Origin of the sequence: uncultured Formosa sp., from assembly GCF_947500765.1 — a bacterium.
GTDB lineage: Bacteria > Bacteroidota > Bacteroidia > Flavobacteriales > Flavobacteriaceae > Formosa.
Map to the genome: position 1 here is coordinate 31,106 of NZ_CANMTH010000009.1, position 25,060 is coordinate 56,165.

The window sequence follows — 25,060 nt, forward strand, 5'->3', positions numbered from 1 at the left end:
TACAATACAATAACGCTTATCAGTGTTTTAAAGGGCTTAAAGTCTGTATAAACAACTTAAACTAATCGTTTTTAGCAGTCTCTAATACGTAATAATCAACGCAACAGCACTGCAAATCGCGGTTTTACTTCCCCCCTCACTCCTAGTCTAATCTTAAATAAAAAAAACCTGAACAGCTTAACGCGTGTTCAGGTTTAATCACTAGTCATAAAACAAATTACAATCTCTTTTTATAAATTACCACCCTGGGTTTTGTACCAGATTAGTGTTAATTACCGTTTCATTAATGGGTAGTGGCCATAAATAATTTTTATGATTGTAGGGTCTATTCCCTACAGGGTCTATAATTAAAGCTTTCACCGGACCTACTCCAGACGGATAATTTTCTACATAACCATAAATGGCTGTATCTGGATCAAAAAGCGTTTCATCGGTTTCATATGCTGTGCCTTCAATCACATAACCAACTAAATCTGTATTAAGTAAATCTACAGCAATATCCCAGCGTCTTATATCATTCCAATGGTTATTATCTTCCATATACAATTCTACGGTACGCTCGCGTCGTATCTCATCTAACATATCTAAGTCGTTACTCGCTACCAATGCATTGGTTAACGGAGCAATACCAGCTCTATCTCTTATTATATTTACAGAGATGTCTAAATCGGCATCAGAGATTGATCCGTCTCGTTCATACAAAGCTTCTGCATACGTCAATAAAACTTCTGCATAACGCAAATGCGGATAGTTAAAAGCTTCTGTTCCTACCGTTCTATAGTTATTCCATGAGGTAAATTTCCAATTACTTAAATTAGAATTATTAACACTCGAAATAACCGGTATAGGGCGAGATCCATTCTCTATAACACTTTCTCCAAAATTACCCCACATTCTTCGGTCTCTATTTATAAATTGATCCGACTGTGTGGCATAGCCCTGAAACAGAGGAGATTTAGCTATAGGTAACCCATCTAAAGAAGAGTACATGTCTAATGCTATCTGAGTAGGTGCATTTCTTCCTAAATTAATTTGTGTGAATTGCCCACCAATTCTATTTCCAGAATCATAATCAAAAATACTTTGAATAATAAACTCACTATTAGAGGCTTTAGTGTAACCTCCAGGATTTGAATCGGATCCTTCTAAAGTAAACAACCATTTATAAGAATTATTATCCATATTAGGGTCGTCATTTTTATTCCAAATTTGGTATTGTCCTTTGTCCATTACGGCTTTTGCTAAAGTAACGGCTTCGGCGATATAGGCTACCGATTGGCTTCCAGATCCAGAGCCTTCAAAATCGGTTACAGTACCTACATATTTTTCCCAAGTGCCTTCAAATAAAAGTACACGGGCTTTATAAGCCATAGCTGCGGTACTACTTATTTTACCAAGATCTTCGCCTGTAGCTGTTTCTGGTAAACCGGCAATCGCTAAATCTAAATCGGCAATAATTTGTTGTACCACTTCATATCTGCTGTTTCGTGGTGCATATAAAATCTCTGAATCTACATTGGTAACTTCAGTTATTATAGGTACGCCTCCAAAACGTTTTAATAATCTAAAGTGTTGGTAGGCTCTAAAAAAATAAGCTTCTGCAACAGGCACACGTATATCAGATAAATCGCCATAACCATATTCAACATACTCATCGGCCTTTTCTAGTAACACGTTTATGGTTCTAATATAAGAATATCCATTATCCCAATACAAATCGGTGTCTGAAGCGGCATTAAGCCCTTGCCCATAGTCTTGAAAATATCCACTCAACTCTGTCCCGTAATCGGTTATCATATCAAAACCATCTCCACTAGTGGCTTGTGGCGAATGTAATCCTCTGTATAAATTACTAGCAGCATCTACAAAATTCTGAGGTTCATCAAAATAAACCTGCTCGGTTATACTATCCAGATCATCCAAGTCCAGAAATTTATCCTCACAGCTTAGCAATACGCATACGGCTGAGAATAAGATTATTATTTTTTTCATCTGTATATGTTTTTCGTTATTAAATGTTAGCGCGTTCATAGTCCTTAAAATGTTACATTTATACCTATTGCAAAAGTGCGTTGAAATGGATAAATAGAGCGATCATTCGTCGCTAAGGTATTTCCGGATTCCGGATCAAAACCATCAACCAAAGAGGTAAATTCAAAAAGATCATTCCCAGAAACATACAAGCGTATTTTGTCCATTTTTATCTTGTCTAACACTTCTTTGGGTAACGTATATCCAATAACAAGAGTTTTTAAACGTATGTATTTATTGTTCTGAACAAAGAAGTCATTATTCGCCCAGTTCCAAGTGGCAAGATTTCTTTGAGACGTTAACCTAGGGTAAGCTGCAGTGGTCTGTTCTGGTGTCCACATTTTACCATTATAAGCAGTGGTCTGGTTAGACCATGGCACACCAAACGGATAAGCATTAACTTCTCCTCTAATTACATTTTGTTCTAACTGTCCTTGAAAAAGCGCTGTAAAATCAAAACCTTTATATTTAGCGCCTAAGTTTATTCCAAATACATAGTGCGACTGTGCATCTCCTATATATTTTACATCGCCTTGTCCTTTTTCGGCATCGGCATTCTGGTCGTTAATCACACCATTACCATCTAAATCAACTTTTTTAACATCTCCAACACGTAAAGCAGACGATCCTAAAGGCACTTCAGATCCTGTACCAGAATATTGCGCATTGTAGGCATCTACTTCTGTTTGAGATTGAAATACACCATCTGTTTCCCAAACAAAATAAGAATCTAAAGCATACCCTTCTACGGTAGATCGGATTCCGGCTTGTATAGAATTTCCGCCTTCTAAATTAACTAACGTATTATTGGTATCACTCATATTAAAACCAACGTTGTAAGAGAAATCTCCTTTAGTGTCTTTCCAATTTATTGCCGCTTCCCAACCTGTGGTTTCTAAGGTTCCGCTATTGGTTTTCGGGGCTGTTGCGCCTAAAACTTCAGGATAGGTAACATTTACAAGCATCCCATTATTTACTTTTTCATATAAATCGACAGATGCAGATAGTTTGTTATTAAAGAAGCCTAAATCTAATCCTACGTTTTTCATCACAACTTCTTCCCAAGTACGAGTTGTAGTGGTTAACCCATCAATATAAGCTGTCGGACTTAAAGTACCTCCGGTTCCAAAAAGGTCTGTACCAAATCCTATGGTCGATACATAATCATAAGGACCAATACCTACCTGATTACCACTGGTACCATAACTTCCCCTAAGTTTTAAATTACTTAAAGCTTCAACGTTTTCTAAAAAGGCTTCTTTATGTACATTCCAACCTACAGAAACATTTCCGTAATTATTAAATTTAAATCCTTCAGCAAATCGCGAAGATCCATCTCGTCGGCCTACTAATTCTAATAAATACGTCCCTTTATAGTCGTAATTTAGTCTTGTTAAATAAGAGTATAAACCATATTGAGTCTGCCCTCCTTCACTTTCTTGTACACCAGTACCAACATTAATATCGTACACACCTTCATCTACAAGGCCATATTTTATTCCTGTAAGGGCTTTATAAAAATACTTTTCGGCAGTAATACCTGCCATCCCTTTAAAGTTATGGTCGCCTAAACTTTTTTCATAGTTTAAAAACCCTCCATAGGTCTGATATGTTGCTGTGGTTGCTATAGATTCTATATTCGGATTAGAGTTTATTGAATTCGCATATTCTCCATTCCAATTATACAAAGGCACATTTAAAGTGGTTATATCTTGTCTTTCATTAACATTATTATAGGTGGCACTTGCATTTGCGCTAAACCCTCTACCTATATCGTAATTCAGGTTTAATGTCAGTCTCCCAATAATTTCGTCTTTCTCGTCTCGACCACCATCTGTGGTTCCTGCAATAGAGTTATTATTACCTACACCAAAATTAGCATACCATTGACCCAATTCATTTTTGGCTGGAAAAACAGGCATATCCTGAGTAATCAATGAACGTCCAAACGATGTCGACGGACTAGAGGTGACGTTTTTTTGCAAAGATACATTCGCTGCTAAATTTAATTTTTCTGTAATATTAAAATCGGTGTTTAACCTTACAGAATATTGTTTAATACCGTCGTAAGCTGTTTTTAAGGCACCTTGAGATTCAGATAATCCAAAAGACAATCTATATCTGGCTTGCTCTGTACTTCCCGATAAACTTAAATTTTGCTGATTTCCCGTATTACTTCCAAATAATTCTTCATAACGATCTGCATTTCCCATATACACCAATCCATCATATCCCCAAGTAGCTGGTACGGTTTGAAACCAACCTTCTTTACCTGCAGCAAAGCCTTCTATGGTTTCTTTCCCCCAATTCCAATAATTTGGTGTCGTATCTTGTTCGGCAGCATCTAACCACAGTTGTCCATATTCTTGGTAAGTTGTCATCGGTGGTCGTTTCCCAAGTACATTCACTCTAAGCATAGAACTAAATTCAACCTTCATTTGGCCTTTACCTTTTTTAGTAGTCACCAAAATCACACCATTTGCGGCCCGAGATCCGTAAATAGATGCGGCTCCATCTTTTAACACACTTATAGATTCGATGTCGTCTGGATTCATCTGAAAGAATTCATTATCATCAAATACAGGTGCACCGTCCATAACTATTAATGGGCTTCCTCCATTCACAGAAGTGGCTCCCCTAATGGTTAAATTAATATCCTCGTTACCTGGTCTAGACGACGATCTAGAAATGGTTAAACCGGGCGTTTCCCCCTGTAAAGACAAGGCGACATTAGATACGGCACGGTCTTCAAAAACTTCAGAAGTCACCTGGTCTATAGAGCCTGTTAAAGATTCCTTCTTAGTGGTTCCATATCCTACAACAATAACCTCATCCAATTCACTTAAATCGGCTTCTAATGCAACATCTAATCGGGTTTGCCCAGAGACAGCGACTGCTTTGGTGCGATATCCCATATAACTAAATAATAATACGGCTTCTGCATTCGGAATTTTTAAAGTATAATTCCCATCAAAATCGGTTACCGTACCAGTGCCAGAAACGCCTTTTAATAAAATGTTTACCCCCGGTAATGGCATACCATCATCCAGAGAAGTCACCTGACCTTGTATAGTTAACTCTTGTTGTTGTACTATTAAAGGGGCTGTGTCTTCATAAGGCCGTGTAGCAGCATAGGTGCTACTAATAATCAATCCAAATAATAAAACCATCGCTAATTGTGGCTGTATTAAATAAGTCCTTAGTGTAATGTGTTGGTTCATAAATTAATTATGTTTTAAAATAGTATTCATATTGGTTTACTTGATAAGCTGTTTTACAAGAGGTAGAAAAATCGTTGTAAAACGGTGAGTTGGTTTGGTTTGGTTTTGGTCATAAAAAAGGTTTTAAATTAGTAATTTGTCAGAAAATACGCCATTTGCCCTACACATGAACAAACAAAGCGTTTATTGTTTAACAATTATATAATTTATAACCTCAAAACATGCTAAATTATGATGCTATGCTTATAAATTATAATCCATTTCCCTTGCAAACCCTCATATATTCAACATATCTCAAAAACACACGACACTTTAACGGTTTTTTATACAAAAACGTAATCAAACCTAATAATAACAGCAATATCAATAATTCCTACAAACAGTATACCCATAGAAATACTCAAACGAAACACCAGCAACAACCTCTGCATAAACAAAAAACCGAAACAACTGCGGTTGTGAGATAAATGATAGTAAAATGGATGTGGAATGAAATAAAATAACAGTCTAAGTATAGACATAGAAAGACCAAAAAATACTGAAGCAGACTAAATTCTAATGCTTATAAATTGTAATACGCGTGTATGGGGAGTTACAAATTTGAAGGGGGTTGTAGCATAAAAAATAGACAGACAGCTAATTATAAGATGTAGAAAAAATGTTTTAAAAAAGACAACTGAAATGCACTGATACCAATCAAGACACAAAAAAACATTCATAAACTTACAACCGTAACACATTTAGGCATATAGTAAAGATACAATTCCCCTTACCTATATGCCTATGGCCAGATCTAAATCTATGAATGTATATAATTAGTTATATTATACAGGTATACTATCTACGACCTCTAATCGCTTCCAATTTCGGTGTTTAGAAATCACCGATATAAGCGCTTTAGAGTCTGCATTTAACAACACCGCTTCATCAGATTTATAATCAGAGATATAACTAGCATTTATCAAATCTTCTCCTTCATGGTCTGCTGCTATGGCTTTACAATGCTTAAACGCTTCATTTATAAACTTGATGTATTTCTTGGTCTCTAAAAGTGATGTAACCGATTGTTTTCCACCTGGAATATAGACTGCATCATAAAGCACACTTTCTGTAGTGCTTATAGCAGCATCTACTTTATGTGCCATGCCTTCAGAACACGTTATGGTTCCGCCATGTGGTGCAATAATTTTAATAACAGCACCTTTAGCTTTTAATGCTGATGTTTTATTCTCGAAATCTTGCATAGAAAAGCCGTCGGCTGCTAATACAGCAATGTGTCGGGTAGCAATGCTATCAAAACGTGTATTCGCCTGACTTAACGTTGGCGCCTCATCTAAATATATCTTCTTTTTTCCGGGTTGGAATTTTTCGACATCGGCATCTGCACCTATGGCCTGATTAACAGGTTGCGCTATTTGCTTCGGAACTTTAAGTCCTAAACCTTTAGCCACATTAGCCGCTAAGTCTTCATCGATTTGAGACACCACCCAAAGCATACGCTCTTGTATATGCTGATGCATACATTTTCCTAATTCAAAAGTATAAGCTTCGGTAACATGCTGTTTTTCCCAATCGGATAGACTGCGATAGAATAATGCTGGTTGTGAAAAATGATCGCTAAAACTTGCACTACGTGTACGTATTTTTTTAGCATCAATACGTTCTTCGTGATGTTTAAATCCGCCTTCAGCCATTTTTGCAAGATGCGGACAGCCTCCACCAAGACTATTTGGGAAATATGCCGTTTGTCCTTTCGGAATTTCGGTTTGCATATGCCCGTCTCTTTGGTTATTATGTGTCTCTCCAATAGGTCTGTTAATTGGAATTTGATGAAAATTCGGACCACCTAAACGCGATAACTGCGTATCTCTGTACGAAAACAAACGGCCTTGCAATAACGGATCGTTTGTAAAATCTATTCCAGGCACAATGTGTCCTGGTAAAAAGGCGACTTGTTCAGTTTCTGCAAAGAAGTTTTCTGGATTTCGGTTTAAGGTCATTTTCCCAATAATTTTTACTGGAACCATTTCTTCCGGAATCAATTTGGTAGGATCTAACAAATCGAAATCGAATTTGTGTTCATCTTCTTCAGGTACAATTTGAAGTCCTAATTCCCATTCTGGGTATTGCCCTGACTCGATCGCATCCCATAAATCGCGACGATGGAAATCGGAATCTGGACCACTAATTTTAACGGCTTCATCCCAAGTTACAGAATGCACCCCTAATTTTGGTTTCCAGTGAAATTTCACAAAGTGTGATTTCCCTGCTTTATTAATTAATCGAAATGTATGAATACCAAAACCTTCCATCATACGTAAACTACGCGGAATGGCACGATCGCTCATCACCCAAATCTGATTGTGTAGTGTTTCTGTAGAGTGTGAAATAAAATCGTAAAACGTATCATGCGCTGAGGCTGCTTGCGGAATGTCTTTATGCGGTTCTGGTTTCACCGAATGAATTAAATCAGGAAATTTCATCGCATCTTGAATAAAAAAGATAGGCATATTATTTCCTACCAAATCCCAAGTCCCTTCTTCAGTATAAAATTTAACCGCAAATCCGCGCACATCTCGCGCTAAATCTGTCGAACCCTTAGAACCTGCCACCGTTGAAAAGCGTGCAAAAACAGGTGTTTTTCTAGACGTATCTGTAAAAATTCCTGCTTTACTATACGCTTCTATACTTTCATATAATTCAAAAACACCATGTGCACCGCTTCCTCGTGCATGTACAATACGCTCAGGAATACGTTCATGATCGAAACTGGTAATTTTTTCTCGAAGTAGAAAGTCTTCTAACAATGTTGCGCCCCGTTCTCCAGATTTTAAAGAGTTGTTGGTGTCGTTCACTTTTAAACCTTGTTTGGTGGTCAGGGTTTGTCCTTCTGCATCCTTATAGGCTGCTTTTAAGTCTTCTATTTTTTTTGAATCTGATTTCTGATTTTTATGCTCTGCCATGAGTTTACGTTTTTATAGCGTTCTACAGATAAGTTTTTGTGTTTAAAACACATCCGAAAGTCTTAATTTACAGCGAGATAAATGAACACGATTCATTAAAAAATTAGCGCTATAAAATTTGAACCCATAGTTTAATATTTCCCCTCGATATATTTTGCATTGAATCACTCGTACCCAAAGAGACTTTTTTATAGTGTACTCTCGCTATATCTCCATTATTATAAAGATTTAAATATTATCCTGAATTTATTTTAAAAGCACGCCTAATTCAACGAAAAATCATGAATTACTATACTTTTTAAAATGTTCGGCTTGGTCAAAGATTTCAATAAACGCTTTAGAATCTGCATTTATCCCCCTCCACTAACCCAATGGGTTTTATAATTAACACAATTTTAAGTTTCAGTATTGGCATCTTCAGTTTTCGTCTTATAGGACTATTTAAGTATTACAAGTAATTTATTGTAAACTCAAACCAATACTTTTCTAAAGAAACAACACAACCAACTCATTAACAATACAATAAAATATTTTTAAAACTCTATTTTAGAGATGGATAGGGCGAAAAAATTAGCATCCTATGGTTTTCCGTAAATCTTAATCATTATTAATCAATACTTTTAATACCATATTTAATTATTACGGCTCAGATGTCGCTAATAATATATAAATGTAAAATATCACAACCATGATATCAATAAAACGCACTATGAAAAGAATAATATTATTAACAGGATTATTATGTTTTACATTGACCTTTTTTGGCCAAGATGCTAAAAAATTAGAAAGAATTTACGGTGGTATTCCAACAGCTAATGAAAATATGGTTTGGGAGGAAGACAGAACCCCTAATGAAATATATACAGGAGTAATTCAAATAGATTCTACCATTAATGCGACAACAATTATTGAAGCGTTCATGGCAACATTTCAACCCATGCAAGATGCAAATATCATGACCAAGCAAATGCGTAGTAATAATGCTTGGGGTAGTGCATTATCTGCAGCGAATGGGGATTATAAATCTATGTCTGATTTTGCAAGTGCTGGGGATTCAGATGCAAGAATGCAAAATCAAATACAATCCTCATGGACAGTACAATTCATAGATGGCGTGCGTTTAAGTCGCTTTTATTACAATGTTAGTGTCCGATCTAAAGATGGCCGCTATAAACTTACAGTAACTCCTGCGGGTGTATCCGGATATGCTAACGACCACATTCAAACAGAATGGAGTCAAATATTTAAAAAAGGGGAAGTTAAATCTTCTCATTCAAAATACTACGACCAAATGAAGATTAAACTGGCATATACTATGGACCAATGGATAAATAAAGTTGAAAAATATCTTGTCGAAGATGGTGATGATAAATGGTAGAGGGCTAAATAGGAATACTAAAAAATAATTTTTATGTAACAGAAAAGCAAGATAAAACTTTAAATTCCCGACTATGAAATGAGAAAATAGACTACAACTTAGTGTACAATTAAAGAATCTTTAATTGTATCCATGAGAACAGCTCTAACAGCTTCAAATTCTTCTTCTAATGTTTCTTTATGCTGATAGTCCTTTTTAAAAAGCGCCCTATTAATTATTGGTAATTGATAAGCTCGTATCTGAATCTTTTCATCTTTGGCAAACTCATCTGTAATATTTATTTCAGAACTACCTACTTCCGATTTAATCAACATATTTGGATAATACAACACAATTTCATTAATCTTAAATCGAACCGCATAGGCTAACATTTGATAAAGATCTGTTTGAGAGATTCCTTTTTTAGGATCATTATCATCTGTATATGCTATTTTATATTTAGTATCTGCAATAATCCTTCTATCATCAAACTCTAAATACAAATCGGGTTTTAAAAGAAATGTATTTTCATTCGTTAAATATGTAGATGTATTTTGAGATTTAGCTTTCACACTATCTATTTCTTTATCTATAAAACCAAAGATAAAATCTTCAAAAACATATTCCATTGGCAATAGAAAAGCGAATAGTTTTAAATCGTTTTTATAATTAAACGATACACTATTATCTAAAAACAATACACAGTAATCTCGTATGGTTTCAAAACTTGAAAACATCGGATTAAAGGACATGCGTTTCATTTTATCTGATGAGACGTTGACATCCTTAACGTCATCCAGAATGAATAAGATATCTCTTAAAAATCGTTTACTTGGGTTAGTGCTTTCTGAGCTATTTACAGATAACAATAGCTTAGTCACAAACTTCACACCTCTATTAAAATCATTATCCATGTCAAAAGCATCAAACTCACAACTAATTTTATGATTACGTGCTTTAGATAGATTATCTCTTAGGTAGGCATTAAAATCTATACGCCCTTTCACAAATGATAATTCAGCCTTTACTTCGTTGTATTTCTGATAAATAGAACTATTAAGCAACTCTCTTGTATATTTACTAAACAAGTATATTAAAATTTCAAAAAAGTCTGCTTTCTCACTATTTAAACTTGATAAGTAATTGGGGAACTTAAGTTTTCGACAATAACTCAACCACCATAAAACATGTTTGTTAATGGCATTAACTTCATGTTTTTGAGGATCTTTCCCTTGATAGAATATTTTTGGTAGTAGGTTTATGGTTTTACCTTTAAAATGAATAACACCTACATATTTATTAGATTTTAAAGTATTGGTTTTATGCAAAAACTGAATAAATCGTTGTTGCTCAACGCGATTATCTTCTTCGTCAAAATAATAAATAGATTTTTCTCTTTTTGCCCAAATATCATCCAAAAAAACTTCCAGATCATCAAAATGATGTTCCGGAAATTCTTCTTTATTCTTATATTCAAAAAGGTTAATCATTTGGTAGTACTTCTAAAGGCCAATTTCCAACAGTAACATCTGCATCTTTTAAAATTCTGGTTACTTCATTTTCATCATTCATATAATATTCTAACATTAATGGAATGACTTTATTATTTATAGTATTTTCAAAATTGAACGTTTCGTCGTCATCACACATAAAATAAGAATGTCCAATAGTAAAATCGTGTCCCTTACCTGAATTGACAATTAACTTATTTAGTTTTTCCAAAAATTCTGATTTATGAATCGTTTTATTCTCAATTGAATATTTAGGATACATGGCTTTAAACTCGAAACGACGACGCAGTGCAATATCTAATAAAGCAATGGACTTATCAGCCGTATTCATAGTTCCAATAATATATAAGTTTGAAGGTACAATAAACGGATCTCCCGAAGGTAATGTAGCCGTTAATGGTATTTTACCATGAGAACGCTTATCCTTTTCTATAAGAGTTATAAGTTCTCCAAATACTCTAGAAATGTTAGCTCTATTTATTTCATCAATTATTATAACATAATTTTGTTTTGCAACAGTTTGAACATTTCTTTTTCCTTTACGTAAAAGCAGACTTAATATAGGATTATAATAAGGCTGCAAACCTCCTAAAATAATAGTATTCACACCTGAATCATACATTTTCCTTAGCGTATTAATGCTTAGTGTATGTTTAGATTCTCCCTGATTTTTTCGAAACTCAATAGACTTTTCCCCCACCTCTGTGATATAAAAAGATGTTTTCTTCATTTCTATTTCGAGCTCATCTAATTCTCCGTCATTTAAAGGTTTTATTAACTCTAAAAAAACATCTTCAAATTGGCGCTTAGCAGATCCTGGGTTTTCAGAATCTTTTAAATTTTTAAGAGCTCTATCTGCAATCCTTTTAAATACACCATCACTTTTAAAAAATGACAATTCACCTCCTATCTCTGTATCTGGACGCAAACCCTGTATAAAATCTTCGTAACTGTAATTCTGATGAAAGGTTATAAACTCTATGCGATTCCCTAAATGTTTATTAAAAAACTTTAATGCTTCAGAGTATTTTAAAGATTCTTTTTGTTCTATTATTTTAGCTGCTTCTAAAACAGTATGATAGGTTTTCCCTGTACCAGGAGGCCCGTAAAATATTTGATTAATGGCTGGTAAATATCCTGAATTGCTTGTTTCATTATTATGCATAGCCAAATTCTTTTTATCTAAATAGTCTAGTAAGGGTTTATTAAAATCATTGTAAAGCTCTTTAAACTGATTTAAAACACTATCCTTAATTGAATCGTATTTTTCTGATTTTAAGTCGAATGGTATTTTTTGCCTTGGAACTATTTTAAAATGTTCCTTCTTTTCAAAAGATTTATCTGAAAGTCCTACACGCCAAGAATCTAATTTGTACTTGTTATTAGTTTTTCCGAAATTATTGATAAAATCTTTAATAGCAATTTTTTGATCTTTTGTTCCCTCAGGGTGAACTTCTACAGCAATTCGGTTACGATTAATAAAAATTTCATAGTGCAATTCTTGTAAAGAGATAAGAGAAGTATTTGGTATTATTGATATTTGTCTGTATCTAATAGCATCATTATCCAACCATTGATGCTGAGATAATGGATGATTTTCACTTTCAAGTTCTTCTTGAAGATCTGTAGCTAGTCGACTTAAAAAAGCCTTTTGATCATTTTCACTTTTTTTCACTATTAGGATGTTATAAACTATATCCTGAAAGATAAGCTTGCTCGAATTAAACTTAAAATCCTTAGGAATGTATGCCTCACATATCTCCATAAGCTCCTTATCTTTTACAATGGCAGTTTCAAAATAACTACCAAGCTCAGAAAAGTGTGCATATTTTTCTCCAGCGACATTTCTAGATGCTATATCCATAAACTCGCATAGGGCCTCATAAACACTAGCTTTATATAAATAATTAGCTTCGGGATTACGTAACACCTTTAAAAAAGAAATAGTACGTTCATCTAATTGATGATTAAAATTATCTTTTTTTAATACCTCTTTTAAATCTGTTAAGTAAATATCTGCTTTTGCTCTGGTTGCTTTAAAAATAGATTCAAACGAGGCTTCTTTTTTAAGGATAATTTCACATAATTCTTTTAAACGATTAGGTGCATTTTTACCTAATTTGTCTAAAAATCCATAGGAATTTTTATACATTAAATTATCTCGCTTAGCTAACGCCTGCTTAAACATTTCATAAAAGTCGGGAGCATCAATATCCCAATGCTTCTGAAAATGAGTTATTGCTTCCCATTTATAAACTTCATCTTCATTACCGTGTTCAGAAATATAACTTTTGTATTCTGATATCAGTTGGTTTATGTGTTCTTCCATTTTATTAATTTAAAATAGTTAGAGTAAGCTTAATGATTAATATCTTAAGCCGTTTTGCACACCTAACTACATGTAATTCTAATTTTATTATTTATTCCTCACCATATCTAACATTACCCTACTAAACTAAACCATGCCCAACTCACTCTCTAACTCAACAAGATTCCCATCTGCATGGAAATGAGCTATGCGCACCTGCCCATTCATTAACATGGTTAATAACCAATCATTTAAAACTTTAATAGTTTTGGTCAAGAAATATAATTTATCTACTTGTAAAACTTTCATGGTTTTGTTACTACTTTTAAATTATGCTTTGCTCATTATAGCGGTATCTCTTCTGTTTATACACATGCAAGTTGACAGTATCTGTATAAAAAATGATAGTCAAACAACTTATTTTTAGTACTTATTTATGCACGTATCTAATATGGTTTTAAAATTAATTATTGTTTTATTTTGTTCTGTACTTCTCTAAAATTGCCCAGGGATTGCTCCCCATATTGGAATGCCATACCTTTTTTAAATCTACTCCTGAATGACTAGTTAAATAAATTTCGTTTATATAATCTTCTAAACTAGAAAAATGACTATTACTGTAATGATTAGATACATAATCTTTAGAAATTTTTCTCGTATATCTATCAGGTCTTTTCACCTTGTCATAACCAAAGCAATTCTTATCTTTGAATAATACCACTACAGTGCAACCGCCAGGTTGCAGGCTCCATGGGTGTGTTCTATGCTCATCGCCAACCCAATATATTTTTGTATTTCCACCTCTAATTTCATTTAACTGATTATTAATTTCTTCCTCAAACTCAGATTCTGACATTGAGAATTTTGATATTAGTCTAGTTTTTGGCTGTGTTGGTGTAGGAGCTTCTGTAGTTTTTTTAGATTTAGGGGGCGTAGTATATTGTGAATAGCTCTGCTTTACGCTATTAGAGGATCCTTTAAAAATACTTTTGAATAAATAATAAATTAAAATGAATATTACAATAATACCAACCAATTTAGCCAAGGAAAATGGAGGTTTTTCGTAACTTTTACTCTTTTTTTTATCTGATTCTACTGATTTATTTTTTTTACCTTTTATGCTTTTAACATTTTTTATTGGGGATACTTTAATTAATTTGCCATACTTTATAACCGCACTTTGCTCTAAAGACTCTAATTCTGATGGTAAACTATTTAGTGCTTCAATTTTTAGCGGTTTTATTATTTTATTCCCATCAAAATAATAACCGAGATGAATTTTACCTTCAAACTCTTCATCATTTTCATATACCATTTTTCCTTCGAGTATAAGCGTGTTCATATTAGATGGTCCTTTATAAAAGTTACCAATTAATTTTGCTCCATTTGAAAACACATACATTCCTTTACCATCATACAGTCCTGCCTTAAAATATCCATCAAAATAATCTCCATTTTTATATATAAGCTTTCCTTTCCCCTCAAATTTACCATTAACTACAAAGCCTATAAAATTGCTTTCAGAATACGTTCTCTCAACATTTTTATTTATATTTTTAGCTATGACAATTGGCTTGTTTTGTTTTGATTTATCTGTGGCATTTTCTTTTAAATTTTGCTTAGACTTAGCGAAGAATACTTTCTCATTCTTGATATAAAATTCAATTTTATTATCTAATTTTTCTACCAAGAATTTATCATCAATTATTTTTTCATTTAATTCATCAACCAAACCTTTATTTTTTTGTTTCCAAACTCTGGATTTAACGCCTTCAAAATCATATAAAAGCCCTTTGTTTTTAATTTTATCTTTTTGCCAATTACCTTTAAACACCTTTCCATTTGAAAATACTGCAAAAGCAGAATTATCCTCTCTTAGATTGTTAACCCATAAACCCTTATACACATATCCTTCTTTTGTAATATATGTACCATGCCCGTGTCTTTTACCTTCCTTTATAAATCCTGAGTAAACATCTTTATTTTTATAAACGAAGGTGAAATTGCCTGATAAAGTATTCGTTGTAGTACCTTTTGCATTGTTATACGATAAATATTTGATTTTACCAGAATCTAAAAATTGACAAGCAGTAGGATAAAATTTGTTGGATACCTTGTTATATCTTACACCTATAAAATACTCTGAATTAAATAAGCCGTAATCAATAGATTTATAATTATAAGCATCTTGCCATCCAAATTTAACCCCAGTCTCAAGAGGGTTTTCTCCTCTAAACATTCCATCATTAAAAAACTTATAAAGACCAAAACTAGGCAGATCTGCATTTTCATTACTACCAATTATTCCAAAACTAACATCTAAATTAGATTCTTTAAAATTATTACTTACTTGAGCAAAACCAGAATGAGTCCCAACACATAACAGCATTACAAAAATGATAATAGATTTTAATTTCACTAACCTTTTCGATAATTTTATAAACTTGAAAATGACGTTGATTGTTCTCATAATTTTATTTTAACGTCAATTCCACGACATTAATTTTCTAGGACTATCTGTAACTTCGAAAACGAAATCCCCCCCTTGTCCATTTGCAAGAGCTACAATTGACTTTAAGTATTTTATTCGTGAAGCCCTAACATCCCAATCAAAATCTTCATTAAATTCTAGTGAGGCAGATTCTCTTTTATATAGGCTGCCGTCTGACTTCGTTTTTAAAAATTCCTTTACAATCTTTATATAAAAGGTTTATCATCTAAAATTTAAATATTTGTTTATTGTAAATCACCTACTTACTCTTTTTACCGTATTACAATTAGTATATTATTAAGTGTCATAATTCGCATCCTCCTCAGCAACCATACCCAACTTGTCATCCTGAACTTGTTTCAGGACCTCAACCGCTCCAAGATCCCCATCTGCATAGGAATGCGCTACATCCCGTTCTTCAACGGGACTCCCTACGCGCACCTGTCCATTCATTAACATAGGCAACAACCAATCTCTAAGTTCTGAGAGTTTTAAATTCTCTATTTTATTGATTCGTATTTTATCGAAAATTGGTTTTACTTGACTGTGAAATGTATCAATTAAATTATCGGAAGGAATTAAACATTTTGATTCAGTCAAATCATCTTTAGTAATACCACGAATGATGCTTCCAGTTGCTTGAATTTTAAATCTTTCAATTTCTTGAAGCAATAAATAGAAAACCAATTCTGAAAACCTTTCTTCATTTGGTCTAACTGCTGCAACTCCTCGACCTAAACAAAATTCTTGTTCCGAATAAACCAAATTACCTATTGTAGCTCTAATACATAAAACCATATCATTCTTTGCACAAAGTCTGGTTGGTGAAGTCGTATAAGTTCTCCCTTTTAAAGCACCATTTTCATAATCTGCAGGACCATTTAGTAATGGTATTCCTATTTCATCTTTATTATAAGATTCTCCTTTAGGTGATTGCCCCATTATGCATTTTGAAATATTCTGAAGCTCTTTAACCTCCCAACCCTCAGGAATCTCCCTCTTCAAATCGGCATTAAAAACCATTTTACCACCAGACGCTTTATAAGGTTTTCCCTTGGCATCTGGAAAATCGAACTGTACAAACCAATAATCGTAAAGCGTTTTTGCCATCGATTCTAATTCTTGGTTTATTTTGTTGTTGACTTCTATTTTTGCGTCTAAATCGGAAAGGACTTTGGCTATTTGTTTTTGGTAATTAAAATCTATGGGAATATCAATGTCAATATTTTTTAGATCTCCTATAAAAAGACATTTTTGTACAGCTCCAGTTGAAAGGTTAATAAGCCTTTTTTGCACATAAGGCAGTTGAAAATAATAATGTAAAAATTCTGGTAATAAAACTGATTTGTCAACTTTATATATCCCTACACTTCTTTGAAAATCATATTTTAAACCAATATCTTTTATTATTGCAGTTCTACCAATTGTTCCTACTGTTGCAATAATTACATCATCAAATTCTAATTTTGTTCGTTTATTAATTTTTTCAAAAGAATCTTTATTAATCCTCCTGTCTTTTTCATTATAAACTACTATACCGTTTTTAATATTTTTATTACTTAATAAGTAATAATCTCCTTTATCATCATTTATAATTGTGCCATGTTCTCCATCGGTAACATTAATACAAAGTTCTCCTATTTTGTGTCTTTCAAACTTCATAAAGACGTGTTTTTCAAATTTTCTTTGATTTTTTTTTCTAAAATTTTTGATTCCGCAAAAAGCGTTTCTAAATTACTTTCAAAACCCTTCATTTTAGTGGTAAATTCTTCCGAAGTAATATCTATATATTCAATTTTAACTTCAAAATATTGTCCTGCACTTAGACTGTAGTTTTTAGCTTTAATATCGTCATAAGACACCACAACAGATAAATCATCTTTGGCTTCTTTCGCATTGAACACATCTATAATTTGTTGTTCTTCTGCTTCGCTTAAAACTGTTTTTTGGTTTTTACCATCTTTCACTTTGGTTCCTAAATTAGAAGCATCTACCAACACCACATCTTTAGTATTCGTTTTATCTAAAAACAAAATACTTACGTTGGTTCCTGTAGTTGCAAAAATATTAGATGGCATAGACACTACACCTGCAAGCATTTTACTTTCTACTAGTTTCTCTCTAATCTTTTTATCGATACCAGATTGTGCGGTTATAAAACCTGTGGGTACTACAATGGCTGCTTTACCCTTTGCAGTTAAGCTGTGCATAATGTGTTGTATAAACAGTAAGTAAATAGCCATAGAATCTTTCTTGCTTTTAGGAATATTTGGTATGCCTGCAAAAAAGCGCTCTTTATTGGCTTTAGAGTCTAAATCTGCGCTGTAATCGCTAAAGTCTAACTTAAATGGTGGATTGGATACTATATAATCAAACTGTTCTAATTGTCCGTTGTCTTGTTTGTGATACGGACTTAAAATGGTATTGCCTTGTATAATGTTTTGTATGGAATGCACCAGATTGTTTAAAATAAGGTTTAAACGCAATAAGGCAGACGATTTTTGCGAGATGTCTTGCGAGTAAATGGTACACTTGTCTTCGCCAATGGCGTGTGCAATATTCATTAACAAGGTTCCCGATCCTGCACTTGGGTCGTAACAGGTGACGTTATTTACATCGTCTCCAGTGACCAAACAAGCAGCCATAATTTTAGCTACGGCGTGTGGTGTAAAATACTCGGCGTATTTACCTCCAGAATTGGTATTGTAATCTTTAATTAAATATTCAAAAATAGTCGCAAAAAAATCGAATTTCTGCGTGAATATATGTTCAAAACTAAAACCAACGAGTTTGTTCACTAAGGCTTTGCAGAAGTCATCTTTTTTATCGGTTACATATTTACTCAGGTTTTCAAACAGGACTACTTTTTCTCCACCTTGTGTGAGTACCGAGAAAATATCGATATTATCTTTGGCGACGCTGACTAGGGTTTCGTCAAAAATATCGGCAAAATTGTCTTTGTTTTGTTGTTCGAATAAACGAGACAATAAGTTTTTAGGTGCTATACGTGCGGTGTTTTCGCTTATTTGCATGGTTAGCATTTCTAAATCATCTTCAGAATAGGTTTTAAGTGCGTCGTCAAAGTTTTCGGCTTTTGCTAAATCGGGTTCTAATTGTTTCAACTCGTAAACGTATTTATCGTTTAAGAATTTATACAGAAAGACTTGCGTGATTATTTTAAATTCGTTTCCGTCATTTCCTAAACCGTAATTAGCACAAACGCTTTTTAGGTCGTCTATAAGTGCTTTGGTTTGGGTTTCAAATTGTGCTGTATTGGTCATATGTTATGTTATGCAACGTATCCGTTGTATTCGTTCATGTATTCTTTTACTATCAAACTATTAATACGTTTGACATCGGTTGTATTTATATCTATTTGTTGTTCTTTTTTAAATTGGCTCACAACTAAACGCATCATCATTTTTTCTACATAACTCTCGTTTTCTAATAACTTAGAATTTTGCAAAATCTCTTTATCTACGGCGGTTTTCAACCCTTTTAACGCGTCAAACAATTTGCGTTCGCTATCCGTTAATGGGTCTTTTTCCATTAAGCGCTTATGTATACGTGTATATTTAGCATCGTAATCGTATTTCGCTTTTAGCAATTGATTTTCACGTTCTAGCTTTTTAGCTCTATCATAAATTTCGTTTAAAGCTTTGATGTTAGCTTCCATGTCTTCTTTAGACACTTCACTTAAATTCTTCTTTTTAAACAAACGTTCCAGCTCCTCCCGTAAAGAAATAAAGATAGGGTCTTTCTGGTCGAAGTTTCCTGCTAACATTTCTCGTGTTTTACCCAAGGTATCTTTTAATTCGTCTGCCAACACCATTTCTTCCTCTTTCACTTTAGTAAAAGCAAAAATAACATCTTCTAAGGCGGTGTTTAAAATATTATCGGTATCTACATTATTTTCTAAGGCAATCCTGGTGTTTATTAAGGCTAATCTATCGTTAGTTAATCGTGCTAAAACCGATAGTGTTCTGAAATCTAATTTTTCGAGTAATTCAAAATGACCAGACAACCGAATGAGGTTATAAAGCTCTTTCGAATTATTTAAAACCTTGGCAATTTGACGAATTTCGGAACGCTCATTGATTTCTGAAATTTGTTGAGTAAAAACCTCTCTATTATTCGTGTCAAATTTGAATAATACATCCTTAATTTCTTCTATCTCCTCTTTTATTTCTTCAGGTTTTTTAAACAGATTAGAATAATGCTGCATCTCATCGCCTAACTCACTTTGCAACTCGTTGAAGTAATCTTGATTGGTTTTATCGAACTCTTTTTGAATGTCTGCAAAATCTACAACATAACCGTATTTATGGGTTTTATAGGTTCTGTTAACACGTGTCAATGTTTGCAGTAGGTTATGCGATTTTATCTTTCTACCTATATATAATTTCTTTAAGCGTTTAGCATCAAAACCAGTCAATAACATGTTGTATACAAAAAATAAATCGAGCTTACCCACCTTAAAATCAGATACCCAATCTCTGCGGTCTTGGTTGGTACCAATATCATGAAGAATAACCTGTGCTTTGTTTACTTTACTTTCTTCTTTTTTCTTGTTGCCATAACTAGCCGGTTCTTCTGCTGCTTGAATTAAATGAGATTCTGATTTTTCAGCGTATTTATTTTGAAAAATCTCTTGCATCATTTTAGCTTGATCAGAAGAATCACAAACTACCATACCTCCAATACTATTATCATTCATAGAGATTCTAGCTTGTTCCATATCTTTAACAATATAGTCGAGCATAGGTTCTACAAAGCGATGGTCTGCATAGAGTTTCTTCTTATCAATATTACCTTGTAATACTTTTATATTTTCGAGTGCTTCTTGTAAAACAAGTTTGTAATTGGTTTCAATTTCTTCACGGATTAAACGCAAAGTATACCCATCTTTAATGGATAAATTGTAATAATATTTATGGATATAATCGCCAAATAAGGTTTTAGAGTTATATTCTGAACCTAATAACGGTGTTCCTGTTAAACCTATTTTAATGGAATGTTTATCTGCCAATTCTAAATTCGCTAAAAAACTACCTTTAGGATTATAACTACGATGTACTTCGTCTAAAAAGAAAACCCGTTGTACACTTAGATTGTAATCGTTGTTTTTAATAACGTCAGGATCGTCTTTAAACTTCTGAATGTTTACGACTGTAATTTCTGCTTTACCAGAACTGTTGTGTAAAACGCTTGTCGATTTAATGTCGCGACTAAATGCGTCTCTAGAATCTACTTTGTGTACCACTAAACCACGAGCAGTAAACTCTTTTGCTGCTTGTACTAATAAATCTAACCGGTCTACTATAAAGTAAAACTTAGGAATGATATGATGCTTCTGAAAATAATGCGTGAGATGCTTGACATTAAAATAGGCTAAAGCCGTTTTACCAGAACCTTGAGTATGCCAAATGATACCTTTTTTAATGCCGTTGTCCAACTTACGCTCTATGGCTTTGGTTGCAAACAGTTGCGGATACCGCATAATATGCTTCTCTAAACCATTTTCTTCCTCGACATAAGCTAAGGCATAACGCAAAATAAATTTTAAACGATTGCGTTGAAATAAGGACGTAGAAATAGAATTTGTTGCTGTATTTGGATCTTTATTAGATTGATATTCCTTTGAGTTTTTAATACTCAAAAGATTGGTATCTTTCAAAACAAACGTTTCAGTTTCTTCTGATAAAGGTTTTAGTATCGTATCTAGATCAAAGGCTTCTTCCTCTCTAAAATAATTGAATATTGGTTTTTTGTAATTTGTTGTACTGTAAAAAGCCCCTTCTAACATTTGCGTATCGTCTTCGCTATATTTCATGTTGTTAGAAAACACCATGAGTTGTGTGAGATTGATAAACTTACGGAATTTCTTGTTTTGAAAACGTCGTTGCATACGTCTATGCTCCTCTTGAACACCATTTCTATTATTCGGTTTTTTTACTTCTATAAAAACCAATGGCATCCCATTTACTAAAAGAATAATATCTGGTCTAAAGCTTTCGTCGTCTTTATTGTATGGCAGTTCTGTAACAACGTGAAATGAATTATTATCAAAATTCTCAAAGTCAATAAGTTTTACTCCTGATTGATCTATGAGTTTATTGTAAAAAGCACGTCCTAAATCTTCATTTTCCAAGGATATAGAAATATCGTCGTATACCTTTTGAATGTCCTTTTCTGATAAACTCGGATTTATTATTTGAAGTTGTTCCTTAAAAATCGAGGTGAAGATATTTGTGTTTTCATCCCACGCGCTATCCTTCAAAGAAAGGTATGTATAACCTAATTGAATTAGATGCAAAATTGAAGGTATTTTCACTCTAGAATCTTCGTTGAAAGTCATAGGCTATTTAAGCTAAATACGGATTACTTATAATGATATAGTAGATGTTTAAAGATATAAAAAGTGCATAAAATAACTGGTGTTAAATGTAATTCTTATACATATTTTCTTAACCACTTTTTAACATGGTTAACATGCCGCTCGTACCATCAAAATCTTTTTAATATTGAAGATAACTGCTCTTGAAGATTTCGATTGGTATGTATCCTTTTAGTCATAATTAAATTATTAATAGATGTGTAATTTAAGTATAAAAAATATTTAATAATTGCGGAAAACCGTAAAGTCCAAAAAAATAAGCATCCTTATGTTTTGTTAGTTCACAAAACCTATAAAGTCCATCATTAAAAAACCATCATAACCCAACCCCAACAACACCAAATCCTACACTGTCTTTTGAGTTTAAAAGATACTTTACACCACCAACCTCTTGGTAATAACGCACGCCACAAACCGCCAACACCGTTCCTGTACCGTTAGGAAATGTAGTAGGCGTCAGGCGTATACGCGTATTACTAAAGCTTTTGGAGAGTACCACAGCATCTGCCAGATGTAAATGATATGCTAACGTATCAAAATCGAAATCCAACACCCCAAACTGCACAACCAGATGTGTGGCTCCGGGACTAAACACCACCTGAGTCACATCAACATCAGAAATAGAGAAGGTATACGTCCCCCAATCCATAGAACACGGAAAAGGCAACACGGCATGGGGGCTGCAATCTGGTGTGTATTCAAAATCGCATAAGTGCTGGGCGCCTGTTGCGGTGCCCACTCCTAGCCCAACACGACGGTCCCCACGGGCACTCGTAGTGTCTAAGGTTTTTAACCCGGTAAACAACGTCATTAACCGACTGTGAAAATGGATAAAGGTATACCCCGAATAAAAGGGCTGCAAGGCCTGCCTAAACACTTTGTTTACGCGAGAACAGTGTCCAAACTCACTCCCATTCTCCCGCACCCGTTGCATACTGGCTTTCGTTTTAATCGCGGTTCCGTTAAAACCTCCACCAGCAACGCGTACAATCGCTTTGCCATTTAAATAATAGTAATTAAGCCCACCAAGGGTGCCTTCCAACTGAATAATACCTTTCTGCTTTGCCATAATAGTCGGGTTTTAAAAACGTCACCATACCAAGTCACACTACCAGGCCCACCCATAGCATCGTGGGGGTTACTTAGGGGTTATAGCGTGGTTAAGCCATGCTTATAACAACCTTATAGCGAGTATAATATATACTTATAAAGATACCAATTTATACATTAAGGAACCTATAAGCACACAGAAAAAGAGCAGAAAAGCAGTAAACGTATTATTTCCCGATACAGAAATTGGCAAAAATATTGCCCAGAAGTTCATCGTTAGTAACCTGTCCGGTAATGACTCCAAAATGATACAACGCTTCACGAATATCTATCGCCATTAAATCGCTCGATAAATCGGTATCTAAACCATATTGTACTTTTTGGATTTCCTCCAAGGCTTTCAATAAGGCATCATAATGTCTGGTGTTAGTCACTATAGTTTCATTGTTTCTTAAAGCGCCTGTATTTACAAAATCTAAAAGCTTTGTTTTTAATTCTTCGACACCTAAGCCCGTTTTAGCAGATAATAAATGAACGTCAGGAATGTGAGATTGTAATAGCGTAATCGTATCATCGGTTAATGTATCCACTTTATTCACGATAATCACCATCGGTTTTAAAGGATACTTATTTTTTACTTTTTCAATTTCAATACGACAACTTTTAATAGCAGCTTCGGTATGCAATTCGGTACCATCAAAAAGAAAAACAACCACTTGCGACTGTTCTATTTTTTCAAAAGTCTTCTTAATTCCTAAACCTTCAACATGATCTGTAGTTTCACGAATACCTGCTGTATCTATAAAGCGGAATCCAATACCACCAATACTTAATTCGTCTTCAATGGTATCTCTAGTGGTCCCTGCAATAGCACTTACAATAGCGCGTTCTTCATTTAAAAGCGCATTAAGTAAAGTCGATTTCCCAACATTAGGTTCCCCAACTATGGCTACAGGAATTCCGTTTTTAATCACATTTCCTACGGCAAACGAATCGATTAAACGTTTCAACACAAAGGTAATACGTGTTATTAACTCACGGAATTGAGTGCGATCGGCAAAGGCCACATCTTCTTCCGCAAAGTCTAATTCTAATTCTATTAACGAAGCAAAATTTAAAAGCTCTTCTCGAAGTTTAGCGATTTCAGAAGAGAATCCGCCACGCATTTGCTGCATCGCAATCTGGTGAGAGGCTTCATTATCACTTGAAATTAAATCGGCTACAGCTTCAGCCTGACTTAAATCTAATTTGCCGTTTAAAAAGGCACGTAAAGTAAATTCTCCAGCATCTGCCATACGACATCCTCTACGTAAAAATAATTGAATAATTTCTTGCTGAATATATTGCGACCCATGACAAGATATTTCAATAACATCTTCGCCTGTATACGATTTCGGATTCTTAAAAATAGACACCAAAACCTCATCTATAACACGCTTGTCATCTAAAATATGTCCCAAATGAATCGTGTGAGTCAACTGGTTTTCTAGTATTTTTCCGCTAACAGATTTAAAAGCAGCACTGGCTAAACGGATAGCATCTTTACCAGACAAGCGAATAACCGCAATAGCTCCCGCTCCAGATGGTGTTGCCAAAGCAATAATTGTATCGTTATAATTCATGATGCAAAAGTAAACATATTCCTTAAAAAAATATCGCTATAGTCTTATCTAAATCTTAACAGATATTCAACATTTATTCTGTTATATTTGTGCAAATTATAAAACAACT

Annotated in this window: 13 protein-coding genes; 1 reads left to right on the forward strand and 12 read right to left on the reverse strand. The window is 33.9% G+C overall.

Translation table 11 applies throughout. The features are described 5' to 3' along the window. Positions 1 to 237: 237 nt before the first annotated feature. The 3 genes from Q1B05_RS14715 to Q1B05_RS14725 all read right to left on the reverse strand — a co-directional run bounded on the left by Q1B05_RS14715 (position 238) and on the right by Q1B05_RS14725 (position 8,215). Entirely contained in the window at positions 238 to 1,992 is a 1,755-nt protein-coding gene (locus Q1B05_RS14715) for a RagB/SusD family nutrient uptake outer membrane protein (RefSeq protein WP_299781716.1), read from the reverse strand. A 44-nt stretch (positions 1,993 to 2,036) separates the two neighbouring features. Then, positions 2,037 to 5,252, reverse strand: a complete 3,216-nt coding sequence (locus Q1B05_RS14720) for a TonB-dependent receptor (RefSeq protein ID WP_299781717.1) — start codon at positions 5,250 to 5,252, stop codon at positions 2,037 to 2,039. 824 nt (positions 5,253 to 6,076) lie between these two features. Further along, positions 6,077 to 8,215, reverse strand: coding sequence for a catalase (locus tag Q1B05_RS14725; RefSeq protein ID WP_299781718.1), 2,139 nt, complete (start codon positions 8,213 to 8,215; stop codon positions 6,077 to 6,079). A gap of 709 nt (positions 8,216 to 8,924) precedes the next feature. On the opposite strand from Q1B05_RS14725, the gene Q1B05_RS14730 reads away from it, so the two are divergent. Continuing rightward, a complete protein-coding gene (locus tag Q1B05_RS14730; protein ID WP_299781719.1) occupies positions 8,925 to 9,593 on the forward strand; it encodes a hypothetical protein in 669 nt (222 codons plus the stop codon). A 98-nt stretch (positions 9,594 to 9,691) separates the two neighbouring features. On the opposite strand, the gene Q1B05_RS14735 is transcribed toward Q1B05_RS14730, so the two are convergent. From Q1B05_RS14735 to mnmE, 9 genes are all read right to left on the reverse strand, one after another. Next, positions 9,692 to 11,062, reverse strand: a complete 1,371-nt coding sequence (locus tag Q1B05_RS14735; RefSeq protein ID WP_299781720.1) for a hypothetical protein — start codon at positions 11,060 to 11,062, stop codon at positions 9,692 to 9,694. Next, positions 11,055 to 13,412, reverse strand: coding sequence for an AAA family ATPase (locus tag Q1B05_RS14740; RefSeq protein ID WP_299781721.1), 2,358 nt, complete (start codon positions 13,410 to 13,412; stop codon positions 11,055 to 11,057). The genes Q1B05_RS14735 and Q1B05_RS14740 overlap by 8 nt, the downstream gene beginning before the upstream one ends. A gap of 126 nt (positions 13,413 to 13,538) precedes the next feature. Beyond that, entirely contained in the window at positions 13,539 to 13,700 is a 162-nt protein-coding gene (locus Q1B05_RS14745; protein WP_299781722.1) for a hypothetical protein, read from the reverse strand. A 166-nt stretch (positions 13,701 to 13,866) separates the two neighbouring features. Beyond that, the gene (locus Q1B05_RS14750; RefSeq protein ID WP_299781723.1) at positions 13,867 to 15,861 is read right to left on the reverse strand and encodes a hypothetical protein; all 1,995 of its coding nucleotides are present in this window, start codon (positions 15,859 to 15,861) and stop codon (positions 13,867 to 13,869) included. Between the two features lie 318 nt (positions 15,862 to 16,179). Beyond that, the gene (locus Q1B05_RS14755; RefSeq protein ID WP_299781724.1) at positions 16,180 to 17,544 is read right to left on the reverse strand and encodes a restriction endonuclease subunit S; all 1,365 of its coding nucleotides are present in this window, start codon (positions 17,542 to 17,544) and stop codon (positions 16,180 to 16,182) included. Continuing rightward, the gene (locus tag Q1B05_RS14760) at positions 17,541 to 19,163 is read right to left on the reverse strand and encodes a class I SAM-dependent DNA methyltransferase (protein ID WP_299781725.1); all 1,623 of its coding nucleotides are present in this window, start codon (positions 19,161 to 19,163) and stop codon (positions 17,541 to 17,543) included. The genes Q1B05_RS14755 and Q1B05_RS14760 overlap by 4 nt, the downstream gene beginning before the upstream one ends. An 8-nt stretch (positions 19,164 to 19,171) precedes the next feature. After that, entirely contained in the window at positions 19,172 to 22,240 is a 3,069-nt protein-coding gene (locus Q1B05_RS14765; RefSeq protein ID WP_299781726.1) for a type I restriction endonuclease, read from the reverse strand. A gap of 355 nt (positions 22,241 to 22,595) precedes the next feature. After that, a complete protein-coding gene (locus Q1B05_RS14770; RefSeq protein ID WP_299781727.1) occupies positions 22,596 to 23,018 on the reverse strand; it encodes a hypothetical protein in 423 nt (140 codons plus the stop codon). Between the two features lie 538 nt (positions 23,019 to 23,556). Next, positions 23,557 to 24,951, reverse strand: a complete 1,395-nt coding sequence (mnmE, locus tag Q1B05_RS14775; protein WP_299781728.1) for a tRNA uridine-5-carboxymethylaminomethyl(34) synthesis GTPase MnmE — start codon at positions 24,949 to 24,951, stop codon at positions 23,557 to 23,559. Positions 24,952 to 25,060 lie beyond the last annotated feature (109 nt).